The organism is Mammaliicoccus vitulinus, from assembly GCF_029024305.1.
In the GTDB taxonomy this organism is placed as follows: domain Bacteria; phylum Bacillota; class Bacilli; order Staphylococcales; family Staphylococcaceae; genus Mammaliicoccus; species Mammaliicoccus vitulinus.
The window spans coordinates 42180-54750 of the sequence record NZ_CP118974.1 but is presented as its reverse complement, the minus strand read 5'-3'; the positions used below and the strand labels follow the sequence as shown (position 1 = coordinate 54750).

The 12571-nt window shown below is 32.1% G+C and carries 14 protein-coding genes and 1 pseudogene; 12 read left to right on the top strand and 3 right to left on the bottom strand.

Going from position 1 to position 12571, the window contains the following annotated elements:
• Positions 1-4 precede the first annotated feature (4 nt).
• The gene (locus PYW35_RS00270) at positions 5-688 is read right to left on the bottom strand and encodes a type 1 glutamine amidotransferase domain-containing protein (protein WP_002511752.1); all 684 of its coding nucleotides are present in this window, start codon (positions 686-688) and stop codon (positions 5-7) included.
• A 77-nt stretch (positions 689-765) separates the two neighbouring features.
• On the opposite strand from PYW35_RS00270, the gene PYW35_RS00265 reads away from it, so the two are divergent.
• Entirely contained in the window at positions 766-1113 is a 348-nt protein-coding gene (locus PYW35_RS00265; RefSeq protein ID WP_103323357.1) for a MerR family transcriptional regulator, read from the top strand.
• A 127-nt stretch (positions 1114-1240) separates the two neighbouring features.
• Here the strand turns inward: PYW35_RS00265 and PYW35_RS00260 are convergent.
• Positions 1241-1543, bottom strand: a pseudogene (locus tag PYW35_RS00260) (poly(glycerol-phosphate) alpha-glucosyltransferase); the annotation flags it as partial.
• Complete coding sequence (locus PYW35_RS00255) at positions 1518-1823, bottom strand: hypothetical protein (RefSeq protein WP_233664233.1); 306 nt, start codon at positions 1821-1823, stop codon at positions 1518-1520. The pseudogene PYW35_RS00260 and the gene PYW35_RS00255, both read right to left, overlap by 26 nt.
• Between PYW35_RS00255 and PYW35_RS00250 the strand changes: the two genes are divergently transcribed.
• The 11 genes from PYW35_RS00250 (at position 1813) to PYW35_RS00200 (ending at position 12563) form a co-directional block, all read left to right on the top strand.
• Positions 1813-2223, top strand: a complete 411-nt coding sequence (locus PYW35_RS00250) for a hypothetical protein (RefSeq protein ID WP_199186561.1) — start codon at positions 1813-1815, stop codon at positions 2221-2223. The two genes, PYW35_RS00255 and PYW35_RS00250, sit on opposite strands and share 11 nt — an antisense overlap.
• A 159-nt stretch (positions 2224-2382) precedes the next feature.
• Positions 2383-3894 (top strand): hypothetical protein, encoded by a 1512-nt coding sequence (locus tag PYW35_RS00245; protein ID WP_103323358.1) that lies wholly within the window; start codon positions 2383-2385, stop codon positions 3892-3894.
• Positions 3895-4065: 171 nt separating this feature from the next.
• The gene (ssb, locus tag PYW35_RS00240; protein WP_031863540.1) at positions 4066-4359 is read left to right on the top strand and encodes a cassette chromosome ssDNA-binding protein; all 294 of its coding nucleotides are present in this window, start codon (positions 4066-4068) and stop codon (positions 4357-4359) included.
• Positions 4359-6149: a cassette chromosome replicative helicase gene (gene cch1 / locus PYW35_RS00235; RefSeq protein ID WP_103323359.1), complete on the top strand. Its 1791-nt coding sequence runs from the start codon at positions 4359-4361 to the stop codon at positions 6147-6149. Before ssb ends, cch1 begins: the two co-directional genes overlap by 1 nt.
• A 70-nt stretch (positions 6150-6219) precedes the next feature.
• Positions 6220-6498, top strand: coding sequence for a hypothetical protein (locus PYW35_RS00230; RefSeq protein ID WP_031903869.1), 279 nt, complete (start codon positions 6220-6222; stop codon positions 6496-6498).
• Positions 6499-6689: 191 nt separating this feature from the next.
• Positions 6690-8039, top strand: coding sequence for a cassette chromosome recombinase CcrA (gene ccrA, locus PYW35_RS00225; protein WP_103323360.1), 1350 nt, complete (start codon positions 6690-6692; stop codon positions 8037-8039).
• A 20-nt stretch (positions 8040-8059) separates the two neighbouring features.
• Entirely contained in the window at positions 8060-9688 is a 1629-nt protein-coding gene (ccrB, locus tag PYW35_RS00220; protein ID WP_103323361.1) for a cassette chromosome recombinase CcrB, read from the top strand.
• Positions 9689-10161: 473 nt separating this feature from the next.
• Positions 10162-10500, top strand: a complete 339-nt coding sequence (locus PYW35_RS00215) for an SAUGI family uracil-DNA glycosylase inhibitor (RefSeq protein WP_103323362.1) — start codon at positions 10162-10164, stop codon at positions 10498-10500.
• Between the two features lie 95 nt (positions 10501-10595).
• A complete protein-coding gene (locus PYW35_RS00210) occupies positions 10596-10907 on the top strand; it encodes a DUF960 family protein (protein ID WP_103323363.1) in 312 nt (103 codons plus the stop codon).
• A gap of 15 nt (positions 10908-10922) precedes the next feature.
• Positions 10923-11435: a DUF1643 domain-containing protein gene (locus PYW35_RS00205; protein ID WP_103323364.1), complete on the top strand. Its 513-nt coding sequence runs from the start codon at positions 10923-10925 to the stop codon at positions 11433-11435.
• A 102-nt stretch (positions 11436-11537) separates the two neighbouring features.
• A complete protein-coding gene (locus PYW35_RS00200) occupies positions 11538-12563 on the top strand; it encodes a DNA adenine methylase (protein ID WP_239102458.1) in 1026 nt (341 codons plus the stop codon).
• Positions 12564-12571: the final 8 nt, after the last annotated feature.

Here is a 12571-nt window from a genome sequence, read left to right as displayed (position 1 = left end):
AAAATTATTGATTAGCTAAGATTTTTAAAGCATGTTCAGCAACAGCATGTCCTGATTGAGGATTTTGACCAGTCACAATGCGACCATCTACGACTGCGAAATTGCTCCAGTCATCCTCTTTTTTAAAATGTGCACCGTTACTAATAAATTCGTCTTCTAATAAATATGGCATGTATTCAGTTGTACCATTTGCTTGTTCTTCACTATTTGTAAAACCAGTCACGTCTTTATGACGAACGAGGTAATCGCCATTTTCTTTAATGTCGAGTAGACCAGCCGCACCATGACATACAGAAGAGAGAATGCCTTGGTTATTGTAAATACTTAACGCAATGTCGTTAAGTTCTTTGTTATTTCTAAAATCCCAAATCGCACCATGTCCACCTGCAAAGTAAATGGCTTGATAGTCGCTAGGATTAACCTCTTTTGGAGATAATGTTTGTCCAAATTTATTCATATAATCATGATCCGTGTAGTATTCCCAGTCCTCAGCTCCCATCATTTCAGGGTTAAGACTGATAGGATCAAGAGGCACATATCCACCGTTCGGACTTACGAAATCAACATCATAACCTGCGTCATAGAAATCTTTCGCAAAATGCGTAACCTCTGAGAACCACGCACCCGTAGGTCTGTCTAAATTATCGTATTTCGCAATGTTTGTTACAACAATTAAAGCTTTTTTCATTGTATTTCCTCCTCATTCATGTTTATATAGAGTACAATATCAGTTAAACCTTGGTTTAAGAGAAAGGATATGCTTACATGAAACAATATTACATTGAATATGTCTCAGATTATTGCAATATACCTAAAAGCAAACTGCGTTATTACGAGAAAAAGAATATCTTGAAACACATCGACAGAGATAGCAATAACAAGCGTTTATACACAGACGACGATATCGAAATGATTAAATTTATCCAGTGCCTAAGCAATTTGAATATGCCATTAAAAGAAATCCGAAAAAACACAGATATGCTTTATCAAAACCAAATAGATGTCCCAAGCGTGTTACGCGCACACCTAAAATTCTTGAATGAACAACGGAATTTGATCAGTACACATATCGACTTAATTGAACAAGAATTACAAACTGCCATGACCGAGTGACGAGGGAAAAGGAGGTGTGAATTAAAAGAACGATAAGAAGAGTATGGAGGGATAGTGAATGAATAAGCATAAAGAAATTGTAGATTTTAAAGGTGGAGTGCGTAGATAAAGGCGATAGGTGGATAGGCAAAGCTGGAATGAATTTTTCTTCATCTACATAAGTTTCAATAAGTTCAGCATAGCCTGTCTTTTTTGCTTTTTCTACTAAGTAATAAGTCGCCATTAACATTTCTAAAAATGTTGGGAATGACGTTTCCCTTTGTTGCATATAATCTAAATAACTGGATACGGTCTGAATGCCAAATTTATAATATTTCTCTTGTGGGTCAATTTGTATCAATTCATTTGTACAATATCCTAACCAGTGATCATGATATTTCCAGTATTTTTTCTCTATAAACATTTCAAATAACATTTTGACAGTATTCAACAATTACATTCTTAGCTATCTCACAAACATTTTTTAAATATATAAAATTTTTATTTTTTCCTATATAATGTGCTTTAGCTTTATCATTTGTTACTAAAGATGATTCATTACTAAAGTTAAAGATATCTATCTGTATGCTATTCTTTACAAAGTCCTCATTTAATTCATATAAATATTTAGCGCTATCAAACAAAAATAGTGGGGTGTTTGAAATTCTTTTATGCTCTTCAGCTTTACCGTTATAATACATATTCGTCAAAAATGTAAGTATGGAAATCATCAAAGAAAATCCTGATATATACTTTGCTGTTTCTGGCTTAATAAGCATGAAAACTATTAATAAGATTAAAAATATAATGACTTGGGTATTTTATTATCACAACATAGCCCTTCATTTTTTACATACTTTACACGATTTAATGTATATCTTAGTAAGAGAATTAACCCATTCTTATGAAGTTAAATTAGAATTAGGTTTTAAAAGAGAGTTAGTAGGCAAATTAAAGGCTTCTGACAATGAAACTTATAACAAATTAGGGAATATACTTAATAAAAACAGTCCTATCCGTACCGTAAAGTATAGAGATGAATATACTCATAACATAACTCCATACCGATTAAATAGCCATCCGAGAAAGATGAGCATGGAATTGCTTTTTTTAAAGCTAATAAACCAATGATCAATGATATTGAGGAAGCTATAAAAGACATAGAGTCTGATTTTAAAAAAACTGCTGAAAAGGCTAAGTATATTAAAACAGCACTTGCTATCTTATAATAGTTATACCATTCAAAATTCACCCAAAATTATTAACAGTTTATAGAAATGGATGATTAGTATGATAAAAAACAAATGGAAAATAGAATTATGGTTTCAGAAATTTAACTATTTTATACATAAAATCAGCAATGAGTTTGTGCCAGAAAGCATCATATTTGATAAAAATAACTTAATTAAAGGAAGATCATTACCTAATGAAACAGTTTATATTAGCTACTTTATAAATCAATCAGATCAAATATTTGAACAACATACAGTGAAATCAGATTCAAACGGCATCTTTACTGACAATGTCCCAAATATATATCAATCGGAAATTTTCAAAAATGATAAATTATCATTTTTTATAGATAGTCAAAGTAAAATTGATATTGATGATATATCACAAGAAATCATTGAAGAAGGTTCTTCCGTTCTCCTATTCTTAGATTTAAAAACAATAGAATCATACTTTGATGAATTCTTACTTGCCATTTCAGACAAAACAGAATTTGCTAAACAAACTGCTGAAAATGTAAGAAGACAAATAATGGGTGAGATAAATCTTAAAAAATGGGATATTCAAATTAAAATGAATAAAAACAAAGATAAATTAAATTCATCTTCAGAATTCAACAAACTTAAAAATGAAATTATAAAGAACCATCAAGACTTAACTGCAGAATCATATAATGACATTTTAATAAGTGATTTCTTAACTAAATATCTTGTATATAAAGAAAAGCAGGACTCCTATCTGGAAAAAGGCATATTAAGTCAAAATAAGTCAAACTATTTTATAAAATTAATTAATAAAAATTTAATTAAACAACGAAAAAGCGACTCCCAATATTTTGACATTGCAAATAGTATTAAACCGTCAACTCATAAAAATGATTCTTTAGAACAATCTGACAATATCGATCAATTCAGACAAGCTGCTATTGGTGTTTCACTTTATCTATACGATAAAAATGACCCTTACTTTAAATTTATTCGCAGTATTGCAAATGAAAGCTTGCGCAAAAAAACAATAACTGTTGATGACATTATACAGTCAAAAGAAAAAATTGATGAATTCATGGAGGAGGAAAATCTAATCAGTTATAATGAACTCTATTATAAGACAACTATTGAAGATACGTTTCATTTCACCCTATTTACAGCTATTTCAGATTTATTAGATGAACTCATTCAAACTGTAAGTGTCATAATACAAAAAGCAACAGAGCAAGACATACTAGTATCTTTACATATAATAAGTAATCTTAAACAGGACTTAAAGAATTGGGTTGTAAAATACGATCAAAAATCACAGCATATAGAAAACCTAATTAATGGCTATGCTAGAAATTCAGATTTAAAGTCGGTAGTTGCTAAAACCATTCAAATGAATCGCAAACTAACTTCAACTATTGAAAGTGAACTACTTTCAACACTTGCTGACTATGACATAAGCACATTTTATAGTAGATATGGTTCGACCTCTAATCCTAACGATTTTCGTGATACATTAATGACTCAACTTATTAGTAAATTTTATGAATCACGTTTTAAAAACAGTAAAAAGCATAGAAATATTTATTTTTAATAAATTAATTGCCTATCGAATACATGTATTCGATAGGTATTTTTTCTTTTAAACCCCTTTATATCAATGTCCTAAAATTTCCCTAAAAAATTTGAAACTAAGCCTACTTGTGAGGGATTAGTATGTAATTACATCAAATTTGATGATTTTAATTATTAGGAGGAATTTTATATGAGCAAAAAAAGTTATTGCTTTCTTTTGTTAAAAAGACGCGCTTGTGGTGTTGCTTTTAATTTAGCAATTGGTAAAGATTTTACGTTTAACGATTTAAATTTGGCGTCCAACGTTACATGTTCAACTGACGTACAACAAGATGTTGGTCGCTGGTTTGCATACTTTGTAAAGAACATGCCAAATGTCCCATTTGTCATTATTGGTAAGAATAGCAACGGGAACTTAGTTTATCGTAAGACAGGACCTAATCCAATGCTTCACAAACATAACTGGAAAGGTGGTAACAACTAATGACTAACAACATATTCAAGCAATATCCATATTTTTTAAATTCAAATGGCTTTTATGAAGTGATTCCACCTAAAAGTAACAATGATGTAGAAAAAATCATTCAATTGTCTAGTCCCATCATTATTGAAAATAAATTTCTCGACCCGTCTACAGGGGTTGAGAAGCTGATTATTACAGATGGAAAAAATATTGAACGTATTGAAGCATCAGATATCTTAACATCTTTCAAGCTACCTGGATTGATTAAGTACGGCTTCAACATCAATGAACGGTACATTAAATCATTAAGCTATGCGTTACAATCGATGCGCCAGTCACTTCCATTATCTAAATTATATACCGGCGTAGGTGTATTACAGTCTGATGATGAAGGTATGGTCATTTCATTGGATAAACCATACTTTTCAAAAGAAATAGAGCAATCTCAAGCTAATGAAATCATTTGTGAAACACACTATGATTTACAACCAAAAGGTACTTTCAAAGGCTGGTGGGAGATGTACTTAAAACAAGTTAAAGGGAACTTACTACTAGAACTTGCAGTAGTATTTGCTGCTTCTTCATTAGTTACTGCGTTCCTAAAAACAAGACATGAGGTCGAGTTTGCGGGAACCATATTCTCATTTATGGGAAATTCAAGCACAGGTAAATCGACTGCAGCCGCTTTAGCTGTTTCAATAGCCGGCAATCCTACTAAAGGTAGCAATACACTTTTTAGGTCTTGGAATGGTACTAGAAACGCGCTTGAAGGATATTTAAGTAGCAATTATGGTTTGCCTATCGTATTGGACGAATTATCGGCTGCAACCTTCAAAGACACTACTGGGTTGTTGTACAGTCTGGCAGAAGGACAAGGCCGACAACGATCTAATATAGATGGTAATGTCAAAGCACTCAAAAATTGGGGGACCTCAGTGATAAGTACGGCAGAACACAGTGTTTTAAATAATAGTGCACGTAATGATGGATTAAATGTTCGTACCATTGAAATATCAGAAGCTTTTACGACGAGTGCTGACAATGCAGATGCAATTAAAAGGGCTACATCGGTCAATTATGGCCATATCATGCCATTAGTAGCTGAATATCTTTTAAAACGTGAAAACGAAGTAATTAAATGGTTTCATGCGGAACATGATTGGTTCAAAAACCAACTAAAAAATGAAACGAGTAATACTGGTATTCGTATGTTCAAACGCTATGCAGTGATTGCGACATCTGCTCGGATATTCGAACGTGTTATTGCAGTGCCTATTGATATAGATGCAGTAAGAGAATACTTGGTTAGTTATCACTTGGAGTCAGTTTCAGAACGCTCACTAGCAGAGAAATCTATCGAGGTCATTGTTCAGTTTGTAGCGCAAAACCGGGGGAAATTCTCTGAGGATGCCAAGCTATCAAGAATGATTGAGAATTATGGACTTATTGAACTCAAAGAAGACCACATACAAGTTAAAATCCTGAAAAATGTATTTAAAAATATGTTGAATGAAAATCAATTCCAAGATGTAAATATTGTAATTGATGCTTTACGAGACAAAGGTTATATCCATTCTGATCGGAACCGTAAAACAACAAAACGTAGCGTTCCAGATTCTAATGGTAAAAAGAAGACTATTGTCTTTTACCATCTTAAGCTAGATATGACTTATGCTTCAATGTTTGGTTTGAGTTCTAAAACAGAACCTAGTATACCACCACCATTCGTTGATAATACAAATAAAAATTTGCTTAATGACTTTGTTAATCAAGCCAGAGAAAAAGAAGCAAGTGACGATTTAGAACTATAAATTTGAATGTTATACCGCTACAACGCTATAAACGCGTTGTAGCTCATTAAATCAATCGGAGGAAAAAATTATGAACGTAATTGCATTAACACATAATATTACAGATGAAAGATCTGAATTTTTAGAAAACACGCCTATTGATGACATTAAAACTTTCTGTAAGTCAAATGGTTATAAAATTACAAAAGCTTATGACAACGATAACCAATTAATAAATGACATTAAACTTAAAAACATCAAACCTAAACGTATTGTCTTTTGGGGCACCTATGAAGATTACTCTGAATTGGACAGACTCTGCTCAAAGCTAAATATCGAATTCATTACAATATTTCCGATGTTGGTATAACACTTTTACTACTATCAAAGTCAATTGGGAGGAATAATATGGACGAATTAATCACATTACTTGCTGATTTAGTGATTGAAGAAATCAATCACACTGATGACTAATAATAACGCCCAACACCTCACTGGTGTTGGGCTTATGTGTAAATTCATTCATAAATATATATTATCACTGTGGAAGGAGGAAACAGGATGAAACAAGCAATGGGTTACTTACGTCAAAGTACAACAAAACAACAATCACTTCCGGCACAGAAACAAGCCATCAAGACATTAGCTGAAAAACACAATATTCAACACATCACATTTTATAGCGATAAGCAATCAGGACGCACTGATAAGCGAAACGGTTACCAGCAAATTACTGAACTGATTCAACAAGGACGATGTGACGTACTATGTTGCTATCGTCTGAATCGACTTCATCGTAATCTAAAAAATGCATTAAAACTCATGAAATTGTGCCAAAAATATCATGTTCATATCTTAAGTGTTCATGATGGCTATTTTGATATGGATAAAGCATTCGATCGGCTTAAACTTAATATTTTCATCAGCTTGGCCGAATTAGAATCTGATAATATTGGCGAACAAGTAAGCAACGGGATAAAAGAAAAAGCGCGTCAGGGTAAATTGATAACTACACACGCCCCCTTTGGTTACCACTACAAACGTGGTACATTCACGATAAATAAGAATGAATCACCAACGGTAATTGCCGTATTCAATTACTATCTTCAAGGTAATGGCTATAAAAAAATTACACAGTTCTTAGAAGAAGATAACAAACTACTCAACCGGAAACCTTATCAAGTACGTAATATTATTATGAATCCCAATTACTGTGGTCGTGTTATCAATAAATATGGACAATATGACAACATGTTTCCGTCTATTGTTTCTACAAATATGTACGAACAAGCGCAAGCTCTACGATCGCAAAAACAAATCAAACGAACACCTTCAGACAATCAACTCAAACAAAAAATCAAATGCCCTTATTGCGGGTCAACCCTTACCAATATGACAATTAGAAAAAAGAACCATGCATTACGTTACTATGTCTGTTCTCGAAATATGAATGCATCTCATTTTGTCTGTGAATTCAAAGGGATTAATGCGCCAAAACTAGAAACTCAAGTCTTAACTACATGTCAGGACTTCTTTCAAAATCAACAACTTTACTTAAAAATCAACGATGTAATTCAAAAACGGATCAAAAAACAAAGGGCCCTAGAAACTAGGAGCACACTTACACAAGAACAATTGATAGATAAATTAGCTAAAGGAGCCATCGATGCAGAAACGTTCAGAAAACAATCTCAATCGTTACTTCAACAATCAAAACCAACACTATCAATAAATGAGCAACAAATTCAAAGGTCTTTTGAAAATGTAATTCAACAACACTTCACGTTAAGCATGTTATACCGATATATTGATGAAATTCATATTTCTAAAAACAAAAGCCTTGTGGGAATCTATTTCAAAAATGAACCGCTAAACATTGTAAACCAAGCTACGCAATCATCGATTGCTTAATTAATGAAAGGATGAAAAATATGAAAGAAATGAAAAGAAAATCTGTAGGATGTTATGTTAGAGTTTCAACAATTTCTCAAGACATTGATAAATTTAGTATTAATGGTCAAATTACACAAATAAAGGAATATTGCCAATTCCACGGATATGAAGTTTTTGATATTTACGCTGACCGTGGTGTTTCAGGAAAAACAATGAATCGCCCAGAGTTACAACGCATGTTAAAAGATGCTAAAGAAGGTAAATTGGATTGTGTTATGATATATAAAACAAGTCGTTTAGCGCGTAACACATCTGACCTGTTAACAATTGTTGAAGGATTACACAAGCAAAATGTTGAATTCTTTAGCTTGTCCGAAAACATGAAATTTGACTCAAATAGTGGAAAATTACTCTTACAAATTTTAGCTTCCTTCTCTGAATTTGAAAGGAATAACATCGCCGAGGGAGCATTTATGGGGCAGTTGAGAAGGTCTCAAGAAGGCTATTATCAGGGCAATTTACCGTTAGCTTATGATAAAATACCTGACAGTAAACATGAACTCATGATTAACCAACATGAAGCCAATATTGTGAAATATATTTTTGAATCTTATGCCAAAGGTCATGGTTATCGTAAAATAGCCAATGCACTCAATCACAAAGGCTATGTGACTAAAAAAGGCAATCCATTTAGTATTTCAGCTGTTACTTATATTCTCTCAAATCCATTCTATATTGGTAAAATTCAATTCGCAAAATACAAAGATTGGAATGATAAACGACGTAAAGGATTAAACGATAAGCCAGTAATCGCTGAAGGTAAACACACGCCTATTATTAGTCAAGATTTATGGGATAAAGTCCAAGCACGTAAGAAGCAAGTAAGCAAAAAGCCACAGGTACATGGTAAAGGGACAAATCTGTTAACTGGAATAATTTTCTGCGAAAAATGTGGTGCAGCATATGCAGCTTCAAATACAACCAATACACTCAAAGACGGTACTAAAAAACGTATTCGTTACTATTCGTGTAGTAATTTTCGAAATAAAGGCTCAAAGGTATGTTCTGCGAATAGTGTTAGAGCCGATGTCATTGAAAAATATGTTATGGACCAAATACTTGAAATTGTCAAAAGTGATAAAGTTCTCAAACAAGTTGTCGAACGTGTCAATCAAGAGAATCAAGTCGATGTAGCTGCACTTAACCATGATATTGCTTATAAACAACAACAATTTGATGAAATTAACACTAAACTTAAAAATCTAATTCAAACCATCGAAGACAATCCAGACTTAGCATCTACGCTCAAACCAACCATTCATCAATATGAAACACAACTGAATGATATCACAAACCAAATGAATCAACTCAAGCAGCAACAAAACCAAGAAAAACCATCTTACGATACGAAGCAAATCGCTGCCCTATTACAACAAATATTTCAAAACGTAGAATCAATGGATAAAGCACAACTCAAAGCATTATACCTTACGGTCATTGATCGTATCGATATTCGTAAAGACGGTAATCATAAAAAACAATTCTACGTTACACTCAAACTCAATAATGAAATTATTAAACAACTTTTCAATGATACCCCACTCGACGAAGTGCTCCTCAGCACTTCGTCTTTATTTTTGCCTCAAACGCTCTTTCTTCAAATCTAATACAAATGTACTGTCCTTTCGTCATTCAATAACACTCATCTAACAAATATATTCAACACGCTAACAAATCATGGCTCAATGTGAAGCTTATATTGATATGACGAAAGAACATCCCAAAACAAAATATAAGTGGGATAGTAACGGGATTGGCTAACTTCATGTAAGAGAAGGATTACGCAAGCGTAATCCCAAAATCCCATTATTATTTATAAATAAATAATATAAAAAGAAAAAGTAAATCATAACCACACCTACAAATCCAAACTATATATAAATATATAGCTATATTTCCCAAAAAATGATCGGGATAACGGGATTTCCTTGTCATACCAACAATTGTGACGACTTTCGATTGGGATCTTTTCTGTATTTCAGTGGGATTTTTAAGCGAAACAAACGTTATTTCAAACTTATATTATCAAAATGATGTATCACGTACATACATCAATCAAATACATTAGGAGGTCATAATAATGACACTAGAACAACAACTCAAGCACTATATAACCAACTTATTCAATCTGCCAAAGGACGAAGTGTGGCACTGCGAATCTATCGAGGAAATCGCTGATGATATCTTACCCAATCAATATGTAAGACTTGGCCCACTCAGTAATAAAATACTTCAGACTAATACCTACTACTCTGACACACTTCACGAAAGTAATATCTATCCTTTCATTCTCTACCATCAGAAACAACTCATAGCCATTGGTTATATCGATGAAAATCACGATATGGATTTCTTATACCTACACAACACTATCATGCCCCTTTTGGATCAACGATACTTACTAACAGGAGGACAATAATATGCATAAATACATCAAAATTACACAAATCGTCATTACAATTCTTAGTGAAATTATCATTTGGATGAAAGAATCAGAACGAAAGGAAAACACTTATGAATAGATATATCACTCGTGGTATTGCCAATAGCTTACCTATCACCTTACAACATCAATTATGGCAACTTGTAGCACAACGCGAAAACGAACAGTCCAAAGCAAATGAATCATTGGATTATTTTCATATATTCCAACTCAATATGCATAATAGTCAATTATATATCAAGCATATACAAGAGCGTCCAGAGTATATCAAAATTCATAAGGCAAACGTCAAACAGCCTATCAATATCAATAAAGTCTACATTATCAGAGAAGATGATGTAGGCCTTTCCTATTACGTCATGTTACTACCAGAAGAATACTAGAGGAGTGAATATTACATGGAAACAATAAAAAATACATTAGAAACTGAAGCCATATTCAGTGATGACCAACAACATCGCTATCTACTTAAGAAAACATGGGATAGTGAAAAACAAACGATCACAATCATCACAATGTATCCGCATTATGATGGTATTCTCAATATTGATTTAACGACTCAATTAATTCTAAATAAAGTATCTGAAATGGAAGACTTCGGATCAATTGATTTTGTGAATCTATATTCAAACATGATAACAACCACAAATATAAAGCATATAGAAAATAGCCATGATAAACATACAGACATTCAAATCATGAAAGCTGTAAAAGAAGCAGATGAAGTTATATTAGCTTGGGGTGCATACGCTAAAAAAACAGTTGTTGAGTCTAGGGTCAATGAAGTATTAGAAATGTTGAAACCTCATAAGAAGAAAGTAAAGCAACTTATTAATCCAGAAACAAATGAAATCATGCATCCACTTAATCCAAAAGCAAGAAAAAAATGGATATTGGGATTTTGTGAATAAATTTATCATTAAAGTGACGATCTTCATTCTAGACCTTAATTTTATTGTTGCCTAAGGCATTATCTGATAGTATGGTAAAGTATATTATGAGGAGTTGTAGAAATGAGATTTATTGGATCAAAAACAAATTTATTAACAAACATCGAAGAGATATTAAATGAACATTCTGATGGTGATGAAAAAACTTTTTTTGATGTGTTCGCTGGTAGTAATGTTGTAAGTGAATACTTTAAAAAAGATTATCAAATTTTCAGTAATGACATTCTTTACTTTAGTTATATAATGGCTAAAATCAGTATTGAAAATAATGAAACTCCTTCCTTCAAAAACCTCAAAAATATTGGTATTGAAAATCCTATAGATTTTTTAAATCAAATTGATTTTAGTTTAAATGAAGTTGGCTACTACGAGGAGAATTATAGCCCTAGTGGGAAATCTAAAAGAATGTATTTTACTGTTGAAAATGCTAAAAAGATTGATGGAATCCGTACTTTAATTGACAAATGGAAGTTGGAAAGTTTGATTGATAATTTGGAGTATTACTATTTACTTACATCATTGATACAAGCTATTCCATTTATAAGTAATATAACAGGGACATACGGAGCCTATTTAAAAAAATGGGATACACGTGCTTTAAAACCGCTAACTTTAAAAGCAGTAAAAATAGTAAATAACAACAAATCTAATTTATCTTTTAATGAGAATGCCAATAATTTGGTTAAAACTATTAAATCAGACATTGCATATTTGGATCCCCCATATAATAAAAGACAATATGCCCCAAATTATCATGTGTTAGAAAATATAGCTTCAAATAAAAAGCCTGAGTTATCTGGTGTAACAGGATTAATGGATTACAGTAATTTAAAAAGTACATACTCCATGCAGAAGAAAGCTAAAGAATCTCTTGAAGAGCTGATTAGTAATATCAATTCAAAACATATTATATTGAGTTATAATAATGAGGGAATAATTAGTGAAGAAGATCTAATAAATATAATGCAAAATCATTCCTTCAATAAAAAAGTTGATATAAAAAGAATACCTTATCGAAAATATAAATCGAAGATTCCTTCAATAAATGAAGGGCTGTATGAAATTTTAATTTATATTAGAAAATTTTAATAAAAAGG